This is a genomic window from Streptacidiphilus jiangxiensis (assembly GCF_900109465.1).
Taxonomy (GTDB): domain Bacteria; phylum Actinomycetota; class Actinomycetes; order Streptomycetales; family Streptomycetaceae; genus Streptacidiphilus; species Streptacidiphilus jiangxiensis.
Genome location: NZ_FOAZ01000013.1, coordinates 247,645 through 264,909, shown reverse-complemented (window position 1 = coordinate 264,909; position 17,265 = coordinate 247,645). Strand labels below are relative to the sequence as shown.

16 protein-coding genes and 2 riboswitches are annotated in these 17,265 nt (G+C 71.0%); of the genes, 10 read left to right on the top strand and 6 right to left on the bottom strand.

The window, feature by feature from the left end; translation table 11 throughout:
* The coding region (locus BMY61_RS24795; RefSeq protein WP_075004051.1) for an LLM class flavin-dependent oxidoreductase at positions 1-842 on the bottom strand (842 nt) is incomplete at its 3' end.
* A 209-nt stretch (positions 843-1,051) separates the two neighbouring features.
* Positions 1,052-1,156: a putative leader peptide gene (locus BMY61_RS48635; protein ID WP_342342534.1), complete on the bottom strand. Its 105-nt coding sequence runs from the start codon at positions 1,154-1,156 to the stop codon at positions 1,052-1,054.
* A gap of 40 nt (positions 1,157-1,196) precedes the next feature.
* Positions 1,197-1,310, bottom strand: a riboswitch (SAM riboswitch).
* Between the two features lie 535 nt (positions 1,311-1,845).
* On the opposite strand from BMY61_RS48635, the gene BMY61_RS24790 reads away from it, so the two are divergent.
* The 5 genes from BMY61_RS24790 to BMY61_RS24770 all read left to right on the top strand — a co-directional run bounded on the left by BMY61_RS24790 (position 1,846) and on the right by BMY61_RS24770 (position 6,969).
* Complete coding sequence (locus BMY61_RS24790) at positions 1,846-2,886, top strand: amino acid ABC transporter permease (RefSeq protein WP_082014844.1); 1,041 nt, start codon at positions 1,846-1,848, stop codon at positions 2,884-2,886.
* Positions 2,883-3,695 carry an amino acid ABC transporter ATP-binding protein gene (locus BMY61_RS24785; protein WP_042444346.1) on the top strand — a complete coding sequence of 271 codons (813 nt, stop codon included), beginning with the start codon at positions 2,883-2,885 and terminating at the stop codon, positions 3,693-3,695. Before BMY61_RS24790 ends, BMY61_RS24785 begins: the two co-directional genes overlap by 4 nt.
* Before the next feature lie 51 nt (positions 3,696-3,746).
* Complete coding sequence (locus BMY61_RS24780; protein WP_042444344.1) at positions 3,747-4,790, top strand: ABC transporter substrate-binding protein; 1,044 nt, start codon at positions 3,747-3,749, stop codon at positions 4,788-4,790.
* Between the two features lie 128 nt (positions 4,791-4,918).
* Complete coding sequence (locus BMY61_RS24775) at positions 4,919-5,653, top strand: GNAT family N-acetyltransferase (protein WP_042444342.1); 735 nt, start codon at positions 4,919-4,921, stop codon at positions 5,651-5,653.
* The gene (locus tag BMY61_RS24770) at positions 5,650-6,969 is read left to right on the top strand and encodes a M20/M25/M40 family metallo-hydrolase (RefSeq protein WP_042444340.1); all 1,320 of its coding nucleotides are present in this window, start codon (positions 5,650-5,652) and stop codon (positions 6,967-6,969) included. Before BMY61_RS24775 ends, BMY61_RS24770 begins: the two co-directional genes overlap by 4 nt.
* Before the next feature lie 121 nt (positions 6,970-7,090).
* Here BMY61_RS24770 and BMY61_RS24765 read toward each other — a convergent pair whose 3' ends face one another.
* Positions 7,091-8,074 carry a quinone oxidoreductase family protein gene (locus tag BMY61_RS24765; protein ID WP_042444338.1) on the bottom strand — a complete coding sequence of 328 codons (984 nt, stop codon included), beginning with the start codon at positions 8,072-8,074 and terminating at the stop codon, positions 7,091-7,093.
* A gap of 133 nt (positions 8,075-8,207) precedes the next feature.
* Positions 8,208-8,276 (bottom strand): putative leader peptide, encoded by a 69-nt coding sequence (locus tag BMY61_RS48835; protein WP_369405943.1) that lies wholly within the window; start codon positions 8,274-8,276, stop codon positions 8,208-8,210.
* A gap of 396 nt (positions 8,277-8,672) precedes the next feature.
* Between BMY61_RS48835 and BMY61_RS48830 the strand changes: the two genes are divergently transcribed.
* Together BMY61_RS48830 and BMY61_RS24760 are read left to right on the top strand one after the other, a co-directional pair.
* Positions 8,673-8,753, top strand: coding sequence for a putative leader peptide (locus BMY61_RS48830; RefSeq protein WP_369405942.1), 81 nt, complete (start codon positions 8,673-8,675; stop codon positions 8,751-8,753).
* Positions 8,754-8,886: 133 nt separating this feature from the next.
* The gene (locus tag BMY61_RS24760) at positions 8,887-10,029 is read left to right on the top strand and encodes an aliphatic sulfonate ABC transporter substrate-binding protein (RefSeq protein WP_075004050.1); all 1,143 of its coding nucleotides are present in this window, start codon (positions 8,887-8,889) and stop codon (positions 10,027-10,029) included.
* Between the two features lie 94 nt (positions 10,030-10,123).
* On the opposite strand, the gene metX is transcribed toward BMY61_RS24760, so the two are convergent.
* Both metX and BMY61_RS24750 read right to left on the bottom strand, forming a co-directional pair.
* The gene (gene metX, locus BMY61_RS24755) at positions 10,124-11,365 is read right to left on the bottom strand and encodes a homoserine O-acetyltransferase MetX (RefSeq protein WP_075004057.1); all 1,242 of its coding nucleotides are present in this window, start codon (positions 11,363-11,365) and stop codon (positions 10,124-10,126) included.
* On the bottom strand, positions 11,362-12,720 hold the full coding sequence (locus BMY61_RS24750) for a bifunctional o-acetylhomoserine/o-acetylserine sulfhydrylase (protein ID WP_042444336.1): 1,359 nt from the start codon (positions 12,718-12,720) through the stop codon (positions 11,362-11,364). Before BMY61_RS24750 ends, metX begins: the two co-directional genes overlap by 4 nt.
* 519 nt (positions 12,721-13,239) lie before the next feature.
* Here BMY61_RS24750 and BMY61_RS48460 point away from each other — a divergent pair.
* From BMY61_RS48460 to BMY61_RS24740, 3 genes are all read left to right on the top strand, one after another.
* Entirely contained in the window at positions 13,240-13,371 is a 132-nt protein-coding gene (locus BMY61_RS48460) for a hypothetical protein (protein WP_269083955.1), read from the top strand.
* Positions 13,372-13,446: 75 nt separating this feature from the next.
* Positions 13,447-13,968, top strand: coding sequence for a winged helix-turn-helix domain-containing protein (locus BMY61_RS24745; protein WP_042444334.1), 522 nt, complete (start codon positions 13,447-13,449; stop codon positions 13,966-13,968).
* Positions 13,969-14,051: 83 nt separating this feature from the next.
* Positions 14,052-14,163: riboswitch (SAM riboswitch) on the top strand.
* Between the two features lie 301 nt (positions 14,164-14,464).
* Positions 14,465-17,101 (top strand): helix-turn-helix transcriptional regulator, encoded by a 2,637-nt coding sequence (locus BMY61_RS24740; RefSeq protein WP_042444331.1) that lies wholly within the window; start codon positions 14,465-14,467, stop codon positions 17,099-17,101.
* The last annotated feature ends 164 nt before the right edge of the window (positions 17,102-17,265 follow it).

The window sequence follows — 17,265 nt, the reverse complement described above, 5'->3', positions numbered from 1 at the left end:
GCCTGGGCCTCGCGGATCTCGGCGACGATCGCGCGGGCGTCGTCGGCGTCGCGCGGGGTGACGAACCCGAGGTCGGCCGAACGGCCGACCAGGCGGTAGGGCTCGCCGCGGTGCGCGAGCGCGGTGACCAGCGGCTGGCCCTGCGGCGGCCGCGGCGTGATGGACGGCCCGCGCACGCTGAACCGGCGGCCCTCGAAGTCGATGTAGTGCAACTTGTCACGGTCGATGAAGCGGCCGGTGGCCACGTCGCGGATCTCCGCGTCGTCCTCCCAGCTGTCCCACAGCCGCCGCAGGACCTCGACGTAGTCCTCCCCCTCGCCGAAGAGTTCGGCGAGCAGTTCCCGCCCCTTCGGGGTGTCGAACTCGTCGACGCGCAGCGTCGGTACCGTACGACGCCCGAAGTGCGCGGCCTCGTCGGCGCGCCCGGACACCTTGACCCGGATCCCGGCCCGGCCCGTGCTGACGTAGTCGAGCGTGGCGATCGCCTTGGAGAGGTGGAACGGCTCGGTGTGGGTGACCACGGCGGTCGGGACCAGGCCGATGTGGTGGGTCAGCGGCGCGATCCGGGAGGCGATCAGGACCGCGTCCAGGCGGCCGCGCACCTGGTCGGTCCGCTCGTCCGGTTCGAAGGGGTGGGCGGACTGGAGGCTCAGGCCGTCCTCGATGGTCACCAGGTCCAGCAGGCCACGCTCGGCCTCGGCGACGAGATCGGCCCAGTAGCGGGCGGTGAACAACTCCTTGGGTCGGGCGTCGTGTTCGCGCCAGGCGGCGGGGTGCCAGCCGGCGCCGTCGAGGGCGACGGCCAGGTGCAGAGGGGCGGGAGATTCGGGCGACTCGGGCATGGAGAAGGGACCGCTTCCTGTGCGGGAGAAGTGTCGGGGGCTGGGAAGGCGGATCGCGGCACGCCGACCACGGCACCGCACGTCGCCACCGGTACGAGGCCGGGGCAGGGCGGGAGGGTGAACGGGGTGTCGGCTCCGCCGGTCAGCGGTCAGCGGTCAGCGGGCAGCGTGCGGCGCGGTGACGCGCGGTCGCACGAGGACGCGCCTGGTTACGCCGGACACAGCGCGGTGGTAACGCGCTGCAGATCGATGTGAAGCCGCGAGGACAGGGGGGCGGAGACGATGCGCGTTGTCTGCTGAGTGGCTTCCCGCACTGACGTCACCTCCTCTGCCCGATCGGTTCGTGCCGGTTCGAGCTCGCGCTTGCGGGCGCCGTTCTCGGCTCCGCCGGGTCCTCACCTGGAGCACCCCGCCGCGTGGGAGGGTTGCCGTTCAGCCAGCCAGGGCTTGACGCTGACACTCGTGACCTGGCTGAACCGTAACCCGGCGGCGGCGATCGACACAATCCCGTTGAAAGAACAACGATCACGGCGGCGATGTTCCCCGGCGGCCGACGGCAGCGGGACTTAACAGGCCGCAACACTCAAGAAACAGAAGGAACTTGGGTCTATCTCAAAGAATGGTCCGGCGTTGACATCCGCCGGGAGATGTCCCTACGTTGACCGACCTAAGAGGAACGGAACAGGCGAAAAGACAAGGGTGACGGCCGTGAACGCAGCTCCGGGTACGGCCACAGGCCGGCACCACGGTCGCGCTGCGGCGTTCCTGGACCGGGCCGTCGACCTGCTCCGCGTGAACAGCGCGCTGTGTACGCTCCCCGGCCGCGCCCTCTGTCAGAGCTGACGGCTTTCTGACTGCACGCCCCGCGCTGCGTGCCCCCTCTCCGTCCCGCGCCCGTGCCGTGGCCTGTGTCCCCGCACGCCCCGGGCCGCTACGCCACGCCTGCGGCCACGCCGGAGGCGTCGGCGCCTTACGCCGTACAGGCATTCGCTGGAGTCCTCGAATGAGCGAGTCTCTCGTCCCCGTCGTGCCGTCGGGCACGACCCATCCGCCCGAGGCGGATCTGCCCCCACAATCCGCGCCACCCACGTCGACCGGCCAGAGAGCCGACCAAGGGCCTGCGGCCGGACCGCTCTCGGCACAGCGAGTGATCCCGCTGCGCCACCCCGGCCGCTGGATCACCAGCGCGGTCGCGCTGGTTCTGGTCGCCCAGATCGTGCACGGGCTGGCGACCAATCCCTTCTACCAGTGGGACCGTTTCCAGTACTGGTTCGCCCGCCCGGTGATCACCGACGGGCTCTGGATCACCCTGGAGGTGACCGCCTACAGTGCGGTCCTCGGCCTGCTCGGCGGTGTCGTGCTCGCGCTGGCCCGGCTCTCCCGCAGCCCGGTGCTGCGTGCGATCAGCTGGGTCTACGTGTGGCTGTTCCGCTCGGTGCCGCTGATCGTGGTGCTGCTGTTCCTCTACAACTTCAGCGCTCTCTACCGCACCTTGAGCCTCGGCGTCCCCTTCGGGCCGGCGTTCTGGCACTTCGACGAGTCGAAGCTGGCCACCGACATGGTGATCGCCGTGATCGGGCTCAGCCTCAACGAGGCGGCCTACGCCGCCGAGGTGGTGCGCGCCGGAATCCTCTCCGTGGACCAGGGCCAGCACGAGGCGGCCGCCGCGCTCGGCCTGCCGAAGCGCTACCAGTTCACCCGCATCGTCTTTCCTCAGGCCCTGCGCGCCATCGTCCCCTCGTACGTCAACCAGCTGATCGGCCTGGTGAAGGGGACTTCGCTGGTCTTCTACGTCTCCCTGCTGGACCTGTTCGGCTCCGTCCAGAGCATGGGCAGCACCTATCCCGGCGACATCGTGCCGCTGCTGCTGGTAGCCACCGTCTGGTACGTGATCCTCACCAGCGTCATCTCGGTGGTCCAGTTCTACGTCGAACGCTACTACTCGCGCGGCGCGCTGCGGACCCTGCCGCCGACTCCCCTGCAGCGCTTGCGCGCAGGCCTGCCGAACCTGATCGCCCGCGTCCGAAGGGAGACCGCGTCATGAGCATCCTGAACACCGAGGCGCGACCTGGCGAAGAGGCGGAGGACACAGCACCCGTCGCCGTCGAGGTCCGCGGCGTCCACAAGTGGTACGGGACGCACCGCGTTCTCGACGGCGTGGACCTGACGGTCGCCCCGGGGGAGGTGACGGTCATCCTCGGCCCGTCCGGTTCCGGCAAGTCCACCCTGCTGCGCGTGATCAACCATCTGGAGCAGCCGCAGCTCGGCCACGTCAGCCTGGGCGGCGAGCCGATCGGTGTTCGCTGGCACCGGGGTCGGCTGAGGGAGCTCAGCGAACGCCAGATCCTGGCGCAGCGCAGCCGGATCGGCTTCGTCTTCCAGAACTTCAACCTGTTCCCGCACCTCACGGTGCTGGACAACGTGGCCGCCGCGCCTGTCGCGACCGGTCGGTTGCGCAAGCCGGAGGCTCAAGAGCTGGCGCGCGACCTTCTCGGCCGCGTGGGGCTGGCCGAGAAGGTCGCCGCCTTCCCGCGGCAGCTGTCCGGAGGGCAGCAGCAGCGCGTCGCCATCGCCCGCGCCCTGGCGCTGAGGCCGGGCGTCATCCTCTTCGACGAACCGACCTCCGCGCTCGACCCGGAACTGGTCGGCGAGGTGCTCGCCGTCATCAAGGACCTGGCCGCAGGCGGCACCACTCTCCTCATCGTCACCCACGAGATCGGCTTCGCCCGCGAGGTCGCCGACCGCGTCGTCTTCATGGACGGCGGCCGGATCCTCGAACAGGGCTCGCCGGCCGAGGTCCTGGACCATCCGCAACACCCGCGCACCAGGGAGTTCCTGAGCAAGGTCCTCTGAGCGCCGCCCCCGAGCAGCCAACCCCCATCACCGAACGAGCAAGGACCAGACATGTCCAACATCCGTCGTAGCAGCCTGTCCCGCAGCAGAGTCCTCCGCAGCGTGTCCGCAGGCGCTGCCGCAGCCGCGCTCACCGTGGGCCTCGCCGCCTGCGGCAGCGCCTCTTCCTCCTCCTCCGCCACCTCCGTCGACAACGCCGCGACCGGTGCCGTCACCGTGGCTGCCCTGTCCAACGGAGCCGGCACCCAGACCGACATCAAGGTCACCGAGGTCACCTCCCTTCACGCCGAACTGCCCGCCTCCGTCGCCAAGAGCGGACAACTGGTCATCGGCGTGGGGGCCCTGCCTGCAGGCTTCCCGCCCCTGGCGTTCGTCGGCAGCGACCAGCAGACCCTGACCGGCTCCGAGCCCGACTTCGGCCGCCTGGTCGCCGCCGTCCTCGGCCTCAAGCCCGTCGTGGAGAACTCGACCTGGGAGAACCTCTTCGTCGGCATCGACAGCGGCAAGACCGACGTCGGCTTCTCCAACATCACCGACACCGAGGAGCGGAAGAAGAAGTACGACTTCGCCTCCTACCGCCAGGACAACCTCGCCTTCGAGGTCGTCAAGTCCAGCAGCTGGAACTTCAACGGCGACTGGACCACCCTCGCCGGCAAGACCGTCGCCGTCAGCTCCGGCACCAACCAGGAGAAGATCCTGCTGGAGTGGCAGACCAAGCTGAAGGCCGCGGGCAAGCAGCTCACCATCAAGTACTACCCGGACAGCAACGCCGTGCACCTGGCCCTGCTCGGCGGCAAGATCGACGCCTACTTCGGCCCCAACCCCGGCATCGCCTACCAGATCGCCCAGGACGCCAAGACACCCAACCCCACCCGCAACGCCGGCACCTACTCCGGGGCGGGCGCGTCCCTCCAGGGGCTGATCGCGGCGACCACGAAGAAGGACAGCGGGCTGGCCAAGCCGATCGCCGACGCCATCAACTACCTGATCAAGAACGGCCAGTACGCGAAGTGGCTGGCCGCCTGGAACCTGTCCAACGAGGCGGTCACCACCTCACAGGTGAACCCGCCGGGCCTGCCGCTCACCAACTCCTGACGGCTTGGCTCCTTCCGGCCGCTCGGCGCGTCTGTGAACCAGGCGCGCCGACGGCCGGGGCGGACCCCGTCGCGACGGCGGGGTCCGCCGCATTCCCGCACCCTTTCGTGACGGAGACCCGCATCACCATGTCCACCAGCGTCCACCCGCCGCAGTCCCACAGCCCGGCCACGCCCCACGTGCTCGACAACCCCGCCTGGGCGGCACTGACCGGTCCGCACGACCGGTTCGCCGAGCGCGTCGGCCGCGCCGCCCGCTACCGCGCCGACGTCTCCCCTTTCACCGCCCTCGCCGATCCGGCCGACCCCCGCGCCTGGGACGACCTCGCCACTCTCGTCGGTCCCGGCAACGTGACGCCGTTCAGCGGCACGGTTCCCCCGCCCGAAGGGTGGGAGACCGTGGAGTCCGGGCAGGGCGTGCAACTGGTCGACACCGCCCTGCGGGCCGAACCCGCCCCGGAGGCAGTCCGCCTCGGCTCCGACGACGTCCCCGAGGTCCTCGACCTGATCGCCCGCACCAAGCCGGGGCCGTTCCTGCCCCGCACCATCGAACTCGGCACCTACCTCGGCATCCGGCACGACGGCCGGCTCGTCGCCATGGCGGGCGAGCGACTGCATCCGCCCGGCTGGACCGAGATCAGCGCCGTCTGCACCGACCCCGCCCACCGCGGCCGGGGCCTTGCCACCCGGCTGGTCCGCGCCGTCGCGGCAGGGATCAGGGAACGCGGCGACATCCCCTTCCTGCACGCCTCCGCCGCCAACACGGGTGCCATCCGGCTCTACGAGTCCATCGGCTTCACCCTGCGCCGCCGCACCGCGTTCCTGCTCCTGCGCGTGCCGGGCGGCAAGGAACACACCACATGAGCATCGACGTCGGCACGACCTCGGCCGTGAGCGAAGTCGTCACGCTCGCGAGCGAGCTGATCGCCATCGACACCAGCAACACCGGCGACCCGAACGCGCTGGGCACCGAACGGGCCGCCGCCGAGTACGTCGCGGCCAAGCTGGCGGAAGTGGGCTACGAGACGACGTATGTCGAATCCGGCGCCGGTCGCGGCAATGTCGTCGCGCGTCTCGCCGGAGCGGACCCGTCACGTGGAGCGCTGCTGGTCCACGGCCACCTCGACGTGGTGCCCGCGGACGCGAGCGAGTGGTCCGTCCACCCGTTCTCGGGCGAGGTCAAGGACGGCTACGTCTGGGGACGCGGGGCTGTCGACATGAAGGGCATGGTTGCCATGACCCTGGCCGTGGCCCGGCAGTTCAAGCGCGAGCAGTTCGTGCCGCCCCGGGACCTCCTCTTCGCCTTCGTCTCCGACGAGGAGGCCGGCGGGTTCCACGGCGCCCGCTGGCTGGTGGACAACCGGCCGGAGCTCTTCGAGGGGGCAACGGAGGCGATCAGCGAAGTCGGCGGTTTCTCCGTCTCCTTCGACGGTCGCACGCGCGCCTACCTGCTGGAGACCGCGGAGAAGGGCGTCATGTGGCTGCGCCTGAAGACGACCGGCACCGCCGGGCACGGCTCCATGCTCCACGACGACAACGCGGTCGCGAAACTCGCCGCGGCCATCACCCGGTTGCAGGCGCACCGCTTTCCGCTCGTCCTCACCGATCCCGTGCGTGAGTTCCTCGAAGGCGTTGCCGACCTCACGGGCGTCCCCTTCGACGAGACGGACCCGGAGGCGGCGGTCGCCCGCCTCGGCAACCTCTCGCGCCTGATCGGCGCGACGCTGCGCGACACCGCGAACGTCACCATGTTCGAAGCCGGCTACAAGGCCAACGTCGTGCCGTCCCTGGCCCGCGCCACCGTCGACGCTCGCATCCTGCCTGGCCGGGAGCAGGAGTTCGAAGCCGAGCTGGCGGAGATCCTGGGCCCGGACGTCGAACGCGAATGGGACAGTCTGCCGCCCGTCCGGACGACCTTCGACGGGTCGCTGGTCGACGCGATGGCGCTCGCGATCGGCGCCGAGGACCCTGGCGCGCGTCTGCTGCCCTACATGCTGTCCGCCGGAACGGACGCCAAGTCCTTCCAGCGGCTGGGTATCCGTCACTTCGGTTTCGCGCCGCTGAAGTTGCCACCGGAGCTGGACTTCACCGCGCTGTTCCACGGTGTCGACGAGCGGGTGCCGGTCGAGGCGCTCGAGTTCGGCACCCGGGTGCTGGACCGGTTCCTGCGAAGCTGCTGATCGGGTGGGCCGGGCGGCTCCATTCGTCCTCGGGCCTCGGCCCCGGTCACGTCCTCATCCGACCCGGCCTGGCGACGGCGCCGCAGGGGCCGTGGCGGTTTGCACGTGCCGATCCGGGCCGTCACCACACCGCCAGGACGACCTTGCCGTGCGTGGCCCCGGACTCGAGGGCCCGGTGGACGTGGACGACTTCGTCCATGGGCCGGACCGTGGGCGGCTGGTAGGCGAGCTCGCCCGACGCGAGGGCGGAGAGGGCGAAGGCGAGGTGCGCTCCCAGGGTGTCGGGGGAGCGCCGGGCCACGTCGCCGATGTTGTAGCCCGCGAGCGCGCGGTTGTTCTTCCAGATGTCCCAGGCGTCCGCCTGCCAGTCGCCGTGCCGCCCGAGATCGCCGTAGACGACGACCCGACCGAACGGGGCGAGGACATCCAGACTTCCTCGGCGGACCGGACCGCCGACCGGGTCGAGCACCAGGTCGACCCCTTGGCCCCAGGTGGCCTCCAGTGCGGCCCCGGTGAAGTCGTCCCGCAGGAAGAGCGCGTCGTAACCGAGCGTCTTTGCGAGGGCGAGCTTCTCGGTGGAGCCGACCGTGCCGAGAACGTGGGCTGCGCCGAGCTTTCGAGCGATCCTGGCCGCCGCGGAACCGACACCTCCGGCCGCCGAGTGGATCAGCACCGTCTCGCCGCCCTGGAAGCGTCCCGCATCCGTCAGCACGCCGTAGGCCGTCGGGTAGACACACGGCACGCCCGCCGCGTCCGCGAGTGGCAGGGTTCCCACAGGCTGGACGAACGCGGCGTCCGCGAGCACGTATTCGGCGTAACCCCCGAAGGTGGGCAAGTAGGCGGCGACGCTGCTGCCCACCGCCAGCCCCTCGACCCCGGCGCCCAGGCCGACGATGACGCCGGAGACCTCCAGCCCCGGGACGTCGTAGCCGTCCGCGCCCTCCGGTTCGCCGAACTCGCCGCGCCGGTGCTGTACTTCGGCGAAGTTCACGCCCGCGTAGGCCACCCGGACCAAAACCTGGCCGGCCTCGGGCGTGGGAACGGGACGCTGGAACTCCTGGAGAACCTCCGGGTCGCCGTTGGACTTGAACCCCCATGCGCGCAACTGCCCGCTCCTACTCTTTCAGTTCGATCACCGGATGTGCGTCGCTCCGGACCGCGTGGAGCTGGGTTGCGTAGCTGCCCGGCCGTGGGGTGCCACACGGCGCAGGGGAGCGGCGAAGAAAGGGCGCGTGCGGTCAGCCCACAGAAAGAGAAAGGGGACACAGGGCGCTGCTGACACGGAGGAGATCGACGTGGCGGCGCACGAAGCGTGCCTGGAAACCCTGCACCGCGTCCACCCCCTCGTGTTGTCCAGCGTGAACCGCGTTTTGGCGGCGGGACGTTACTGTCGGGTCACGGTAGACCGAAGCGTGAGGTTTCGACAATCCAGCCACGGTGCTGTGGCCGCCGGGCGGTGCGGTGACGAACAGTCGCGGTCGGCGGTGGTGAGGGAGGACCCTTGACCACTGAAGGGCACGGTCGAACTGTGTCCATGATTCGAGCTGCTATGTCTTGGTGGGCGAGATTCCTGCCACGCCTGCGGCCCGGCATCGACCCTCGTTGATCCTGCTTCCCGCTTTAATCCCATTGGGCGAGACATTTCATCTCGCTATTCGGCCATAGCTGGACTTGCACGCGTGGGCACTGAGAGTGTTCCGGGCATGTCCGGTGCCGGAACCACCCTGGTCGGTCGACGCCACGTCGACCTCGGCCGCATGTCCAGCGCCATCTGTTCTCGGTGATCCGAGCCCCTTTCGCCGTCTGCCGAGTCGGTCCGATGCCCTGCCCGCAGTCGCGGCGGTCCTCGGCGTCGGCCGGGTCGCCTTGTCGCCGCACGTCTGCCAGATCCCCACCCCGCTACAGGAGGACACGTCCATGTCTCAGCACACCCGCACGCCCCGCACCGCCCGGATCAGACGTGCCGGTCTGGCCGGCCTCGCTGTCGTGACCGTCGCTGGGCTGCTCAGCGCGTGCGGCTACGGCTCGCAGGGCTCCTCTTCGTCCTCTGACAACAGCAGCCCCTCCGTCGCCGCCTCCGGCTCGGGTGCCGCACTGTCGGCGGGCACCGTCCACATCGGCTACTTCGCGAACCTGACCCACGCGACCCCGCTGATCGGCATCCAGGACGGCAAGTTCGCCGCGGCGCTGGGCGGCACGAAGATCGCCACGCAGATCTTCAACGCCGGCCCCAGCGAGATCGAGGCCCTCAACTCCGGGGCCATCGACATCGCCTGGGTCGGCCCCTCCCCCGCGATCAACGGCTACGTGAAGTCCCAGGGCAGCGCCCTGAAGATCATCTCCGGAGCCACCTCCGGCGGCGCCGAACTCGTGGTCAACCCCGCCACCATCAAGTCCGAGGCGGACCTCAAGGGCAAGAAGATCGCCACCCCGCAGGCTGGCAACACCCAGGACGTGGCGCTGCTCAACTTCCTGGCGGGCAAGGGCTACAAGGAGGACCCCAAGACCGGCGCGGGCGACGTCTCCGTCATCCGCACCGACAACTCCCTCACCCCCGGCGCCTACGCCGCCGGCCAGATCGACGGCGCCTGGGTCCCCGAGCCCACCGCCTCCAAGCTGGTCTCCGAAGGCGCGAAGATCCTGGTCGACGAGAAGACCCTGTGGCCGAACAACCAGTTCGTCTCCACCAACGTCATCGTCTCCCAGACCTTCCTGAAGGCCCACCCCGACGTCGTCAAGGCCGTCCTGAAGGCCTCCGTCGACACCAACACCTGGATCCTCGCCAACCCCGACCAGGCCAAGAAGGACGCCAACGCCGCGCTCAAGGCCCTCACCGGCAAGGCCCTGTCCGCCAAGGTCCTGGACGCCGCCTGGAGCGAGCTCACCGTCACCAACGACCCGCTCGCGTCCACACTGCAGGCGGAGGCCCAGCACGCGGTGACCGCCGGCTTCATCAAGCAGCCCAACCTCACCGGCATCTACGACCTGACCCTGCTCAACCAGGTCCTCTCTGGTGAGGGCAAGCCCGCCGTCTCCGCCGCCGGACTCGGCGCGCAGTAACCATCGCCAGTCCGGTCGTTGATCCGGCCCATGGAGCCCCAGCCTCACCGGCTCCACGAGCCGCCGGACGGGGCTCCCGGGGCAGCCTCGTGCGTCACTCCGGCAAGCCCATCGGGCTGATGGACCGGCGCCGCTCCGCTGAAGCGGTGAGTCGGGGTGTTCGCTGTGATGGTCCGCTTGCGGCGGCGGGGGGCAGCAGCTCCGCCACCAGCGGAGCGACCTGAGCCGTCTCCAGGAGGAATCCGTCGTGTCCGCAGGCGGAGTGCAGCACGCGCGGCCGGTCGGCGCCGGGGATCAGGGCCGCCAGTTCCTGCTGCTGGGTGAGCGGGTAGAGCCGGTCCGAGTCCACGGCAGCGACCACGGTCGGCGCGGTGATCCGCGCGAGGGCGGATGCGGTGCCACCCCGGTCGCGGCCGATGTCGTGGCTGTTCATCGCCTCGCCCAGGACGACGTAGCTGCCCGCGTCGAATCGCCTGGCCAGCTTGGCGGCCTGGTGGTCGAGGTATGACTCGACCGCGTAGCGGCCGTCGTGCCAGGGGTGCTCGCCCGCCTGTGCCGTACGGCCGAAGCGTTCGCGCAGCTCGGATTCGGCGCGGTAGGTGACCTGTGCGGTGCGGCGTGCGATGCCGAGCCCGAGGTGCGGACCTCGACCGGGCGGCAGATGGTGGTAGTCGCCGCCGTGCCAGCCGGGATCGGAGCGGATCGCCTGCGCCTGGACGGACGTCCAGGCGATCTGTTCGGCGCTCGCCTGGGCTGTGGTCGCCAGCAGGAGCAACGCACCGACCCGGTCGGGGTATGAGACGGCCCACTCGAGCGCGCGCATCCCGCCCATGGAGCCGCCGACCACGAGGGCCCACCGCTCGATCCCGAGCGTGTCGGCCAACCCCGCCTCGACGGCCGTCTGGTCACGTTGCGTCAGGAACGGGAAACGGCTTCCCCACGGCCTGCCGTCGGGTGCCGCCGATGCCGGGCCGGTGCTGCCCTGGCAGCCGCCCAGGACGTTGGGCGCGACGACGAACCAGCAGTCGGTGTCCAGCGCCCGTCCCGGTCCGATCAGGGCGTCCCACCAGCCGGGGCTGGGATGACCGGGCCCGGCGGTGCCTGCGGCGTGGCTGTCGCCGGTCAGCGCGTGGAGCACCAGCACGGCGTTGGAGCGGTCCGGGGCGAGGGCGCCCCAGGCCTCGTAGGCGACGCGCACGTTGGGCAGGGAGCCGCCCGCTTCCAGGGCGAGCGGCTCGGACCGCTGGTACCAGCGTCGGTGGCCCGGCGGGTCCCCCTCCCGCCAGGCCCCCGACGCCGGCAGGGGAGGGGTCCCGGTCGCCGCGGTCCCGGTCAGGATGCTCCCCTCGCGCCGCCCTCGGCCCCCTTGGCAGCGCGGAACCCGGCCTCCAGATCGGCCTTGAGGTCGACCACGTTCTCCAGCCCGACCGAGAGCCGCACCAGCCCGGGGCTGGTGCCGGTCGAGGCGCGTTGCGCCTCGTCGAGCTGGCTGTGGGTGGTCGAGGCGGGGTGGATGATCAGGCTGCGTACGTCGCCGATGTTGGCGAGGTGGCTGAAGAGCTCGACACCGTCGACGAAGCGCTTGCCGGCCTCGACGCCGTCGCGCAGCTCGAAGGCGAGCACCGCGCCCGCGCCGCGCGGCAGGTAGCGCTGCGTCGCCTCGTACCAGCGGCTGGACGGCAGCCCCGGGTAGTGCACCGCGGCGACCTCGTCGCGCTGCTCCAGCCACTGCGCGAGCTCCAGCGCGTTGGCGGAGTGCCGATCGACCCGCAGCGACAGCGTCTCCACGCCCTGGAGCAGCAGGAAGGCCGAGTGCGGTGACAGCGCCGGGCCGAGGTCGCGCAGCAGTTGCACCCGCAGCTTGGCGGCGAACGCGCCGGGGCCGAGCGCGGGCCAGTAGCGCAGGCCGTGGTAGCTCGGGTCGGGCTCGTTGAAGTCGGGGAAGCGCTCGGCCGCCGCGCCGAAGTCGAAGGTGCCGCCGTCGACGACGACACCGGCGATGGTGGTGCCGTGGCCCCCGAGGAACTTGGTCGCCGAGTGGACGACGACGTCGGCGCCGTGCTCGATCGGGCGCAGCAGGTAGGGCGTCGGCACGGTGTTGTCCACGATCAGCGGAACGCCCGAGGCGTGCGCGACGTCGGCGACACCGCGGATGTCCAGCACGTTGCCGCGCGGGTTCCCGAGGGTCTCGGCGAAGAGCAGCTTGGTGTTCGGGCGGATCTCGGCACGCCAGTGGTCGAGGTTGTCGGGGTCGTCGACGAAGGAGACCTCGATGCCGAAACGCGGCAGGGTGTGCCGGAGGAGGTTGTAGGTGCCGCCGTACAGGGAGGCGCTGGAGACGATGTGGTCGCCGGCGCCCGCCAGGGTGAGGATCGCCAGCGTCTCGGCGGCCTGCCCGGAAGCGAGGGCCACCGCCGCCACGCCGCCTTCCAGCGAGGCGACGCGCTGCTCGAAGACGTCCTGGGTGGGGTTGTGGATGCGGGTGTAGATGTTGCCGGGCTCGGCGAGGGAGAACAGGTCGGCCGCGTGCTGGGTGTCGCGGAAGACGAAGGAGGAGGTCTGGTAGATCGGTACCGCACGGGCGCCGGTGGCCGGATCGGCCTGGGCTCCGGCGTGGATCTGCCGGGTCTCGAAGGACCATCCGGCGGCGGCGGACTGGTCCGTTGCGGGGGAGTCGAGGTTGTTGCTCATGGCACTCCAGACGAAGAGCAGGTGCGGGCGCACCGAGCACGGGGCGCGCCGTGGACGACGGCGACCGGCACATGGCGGGGGAGCGGAGGTTCGGCGTGCAAGCGAGGCGGAGCGCGACGCCGCAGGAGGCTCAGGAAACGCCGCGCTGCGGGAGGCGACGAGGATCGCGCCTCCGACGTGCAGTCAGCGAGTAGGACAGCTCGCGGAGTTGACACGTCCGAGGTCGACGTGGCGGCGGCACGCGAGGACGGTCATGTGGCCAGCAAAGCACGGCAGTCACACGTCGTGCCAGCCTGGGAGGGAGGATGGCACACCGGGAAACACGGGTTCACACAGGAGACACGGAACCCGCCGCGGATCCCTGCGGAGTGTCCCCGGCTGCGGGAGCCGGAGTCACGGCCGGCCTGCCCTGGCGTCGCCTACCCGAACGGCCGCGGCGCCGGGGACCCGCAGGCCCGGGCCTGGCAGGGGCAGGGCCCGGACTGCCGCCGGAGGCCGCGATCTGGTTGAATGTGCGCCATGGATCTGTTCACTGATGGCGACGCGCTCGGCGCCGAGGCGGCTCTGCCCGTCCTCGAGCCGTTCTGGCCGTCGCGCCAGCAGTTCCATTTCGACCAGACCTGTTGCCGCTCGACTGGCGCGCAGGCCTGAGTCTCCTCTTTCCCGCTCGGGCCTTTCGGCGCGCAGACGCCTCCCCTTTCCGTCCTGCGCGAAGAGAGACCTGTCATGTCTGTTTCCGTTCTGAATCCCGTTCGTGCCACGGCCCCCCGGCTGCGTTCCGTCCAGCCTGACGAGCAGGCGCGCCCCAGTGTCTACCGGCTGCCTCCGCACGTCGTCAGCGCACTCCAGCCCGAACTCGAGGTGGGGACGGCGCTGGTCGGCTACCTCGTCCTGGTTCCGGAGGGCGTCGCGCCGTCCCTGGCGGTCGCCCCGACGCCACCGATTGCGGAAACGATGGAGACCGGCGGCCTGGCGGTCGACCTGGAGCTGCGCACCGCACGGCTCGACGGTGAACTGCTCGACCTCACTTACCTGGAGTTCGAGTTGCTCGCCCACCTGACGGCGTACCCGCACCGGGTGCACACGCGTGACCGCCTGGTCGAGGCGGTCTGGGGGTATGGACACGTCGGTGACGGCCGGACCGTCGACGTTCACATCGCCCGACTGCGTCGCAAGCTCGGACCGGCTTTCCGGCAGCAGATCGTGACGGTCCGTCGGGTCGGCTACAAGTTCGTGCCGGGCAAGTAGACCGCCGGTGGCCGTGGGCTTCGTGCCCGCGCTCGACCCGTTTCCGATTGACGTGCGCGATTCGGTCTTTCTAAACTCAACTCGGCGATGAATGTCAGTGGTTGGCCCCGGCCCGCTGACTGGCAACCCTGCTCTGCGGTGGGGTGCCCCGGGGATAAGCCAGGCGGCGTGAGCAGCACGCCGCAAGCGCGGACAATGACAGGGAATTGAGGTTCCGTGGGGGGCGTGCACGGGTTCCGTGGCGGCGCGGCCGCACGGTTGCGCCTGGTCGCTCGGCTGGACATCGACCTGGCCAGGCGGGCCAGCCAGCTCTGTCGCTGATTCCTCCGCACGACGCCGGACCAGGCGCCGGTGCGACGCGTGCAACTCGTGGGCCCGAGGACGCATCGAGGCGTTCCCCGGGCGAACAGGCAACAGAGGAATCGCCCGCCTTACCGTGAACCACCGACGCGCAGCGGCGCCCGGCGGCGGTTCACGACGTGCGCTAGGAGAGCAGATGAACGCCACTGCCGCAGCCGTCCTGACCGAGGAGCAGCCGATCGTCCCCCCTCCTGGACGGGAGGTCGAGTTCCGCCGACTGCAGGAGGCCTACGACGAGAGTCTCCGGGGTCGCGGCCGGGTCGTGGTGATCCACGGCTCCGTCGGCAGCGGCCGTTCCGAACTGCTGGACGCGTTCTCGGGTCACGCGACCCGCTCGGGCGCGCTGGTGCTTCACGCCGGAGGGGCGCCTCTGGAGAAGTCGTTCTCCTACGGGGTGGTCCGGCAGCTGTTCCAGAGCCAGGGCCTGCCCGAAGACGTGGCCCTCTCTGGGTTGCGGCTGGTCGGGCGGCCGGCCCCGCCAGGAGCCGGCGCGGCTGTGGAGCTGCTGGAGGGCCTCAGCTCGCTGCTGTTGCGCGTCGCAGAGCGCCGCCCGCTGGTGCTGGCGGTGGACGACCGGCAGGACGCCGACCGTGCGTCGCTCGAGTTCCTCGTCTACCTCGTCCGCCGCACCGTGCGGGCCAAGGTCCTGGTGCTGCTGAGCTCACGCGAGACCATGACGCCGGAACATCCGACGATCGAGGTCGAGCTGGCCCGGCAGCGCCACTACCAGCGCATCCGCCTGGACCTCTTCGCACCGGCGGTCGTCGCGACGCGGCTCGCGCCGGTGGTGGCACCGGAGGCGCTCGGTGCCCTGAGCACACAGGCATACCAGCTGACCGGAGGTAATCCGCTGCTGGTGTCCGCCCTGATCGACGATCAGCAGCCGGGCGCAGTGATGCTCGACGCGGGCGAGAACTACCGACGAGCCGTCATGAACTGCCTCCATCGCATCGACCCGCTGGCGCTGCGCTGCGCCCGGGGCATCGCCGCGCTCGGCGGTGGCACCAGCGACCTGGAGCTTCTCGCGGACCTGGTCCTGCTGCGCCGGGACTCGCTCAGCCGGGGACTGTACCTGCTGGAGGCGTCCGGGCTGCTGCACGAGGGGCGCTTCCGGCACGGAACCGTCGCCGGCGACCTGCTCGCGGGCGTTCCTGCGGACGAACTTGCCGTGCTGCAGAGCCGCGCGGCGGAGCTGCTCAGCGTCCACGGCGCCTCGGCCGCGATGGTGGCCGAGGCGCGTCGCGCCGCGGCCGGACACCGCCAGGGACGGCAGGCGGAGATCGCACCGACCGTGTTCCGTGTTCCGGGGGACCAGGCCGTGGCCCTTCTCCCGGGGTCCGGCGTCGCTCAGGACCGCCCGGACGTCGTGGTGATCGCGAACGGCACCGGAGCCGGGACGACGGAGAGCGGGGCCCAGCCCGACCTGGAGCCCTCGCGGGTTGCCTCGGGCGGGGCGTGGGTCACAGAGGAGGGTCATCGCCCCCTGCGAGCCCTCGTCGCCGCGTTCGACTCCGGCAGCGGGTCGTTCACCGCCCCGGCCTCGGCGGCGCGTGCCGAGGGTCAGGCCGAGGACACCGGCGCCCGGACACTCCAGGCTCTCCTGGCCGGAGCAGACCCGCGCGTGATCGTTCCGCGCGCCGAACGAGTCCTGCGTGAGGGCCTGTTGGGCGGCCTGGCTCCCGCTTCCCTCGGTTCGGCGCTGACGACCCTGCTCTACGCCGACCGGGCCGACCGGGCCGGACACTGGACGGCCGTGCTCGCCGAACGGACCCGCGAACAGTGCGGCGCGGGATGGATCGGGATTCTGGGCACAGCCCAGGCCGAGACGGCGCTTCGGCTCGGCGACCCGCGCTGGGCACTCGACCGTGCGTGCACCCTGCTCGCCGACGCCGAGCCAGGCACGAGCGCGGAGGCGCGTCTGGTCTGGCTGACCACCGCGATCGGGGCTGCCACCGCGCTGGGCCGGCATGAGCAGGCAGGTGATCTGCTCGACGAACCGACGGACGAAGACCTGCGAGGCAGTGTCGCCGGACTGCGCCACCTGCTCGCCCGCGCCGAGCACCTGCTGGCGAAGGGATGCCCCGAGGAGGCCCGCGCGCTGTTCGGTGACGGCGGTCACCTGGCCGCGCAGCTGGGTGTCGACCAGCTGACCGGAGTGGGGTTGTGGCGGGTCGGCGCGGCGCGGGCGGAGCTGGCGATGGGTCGCGCCGCCGCCGCACGCCGGCTCGTCGACGAGCAACTCGGCAGACTGGGCGCTGCCGGCAGTCCACGCGCGCGCGGCCTGGCCCTGCGGGCCCGCGCGGCCACGGCAGGGGGTGCCGAGCGGGTCGCGTCGCTGGAGCAGGCCGTCGCGCAGCTGGAGCAGTCAGGCGACGTAGTCGCCGTGGGCGAAGCACGTGCGGAACTTGCCGAAGCCTGCCGGGCGTTCGGTGATCCCGGCAGAGCCAGGGCACTTGAGCGCGCTTTGGTGGGCGGTTCATCCGCTCGGAGCCATCCACCGCACGGGGGCGGGGACGTCTTCTCCGGAGTCGTCCAGCGCACCGGGGTCGGCGAGCAGGCGCAGGCCGACTCGGCGGGGCGCCTGAGCGACGCGGAGCAGCGGGTGGCTGAACTCGCCGCCGCCGGAATGACCAACCGTGACATCTCACGGCGCCTGCACGTCACGGTGAGCACGGTGGAGCAGCACCTCACCCGCGTCTACCGCAAGCTGGGCGTGCGCAGCCGCATCGAGTTGCGGACCCGCCTGGCCGGGGCGCGCGAACTCGCCGGCTGAACTGCCCGCGTCCTTCGGCGGCAGCTGCGCGGTCCTTTGCCCGGCCCTCGCACGGGCGATAGGGGTCGGGCAGGGGGCCGTTAGGGGTTAGCTCAGGGCGCGTGCCACCGAAAGCTGGATTCCGAAGAGACCAACGGAATCCGGTTGAGGAGTGGTCAGGCGCG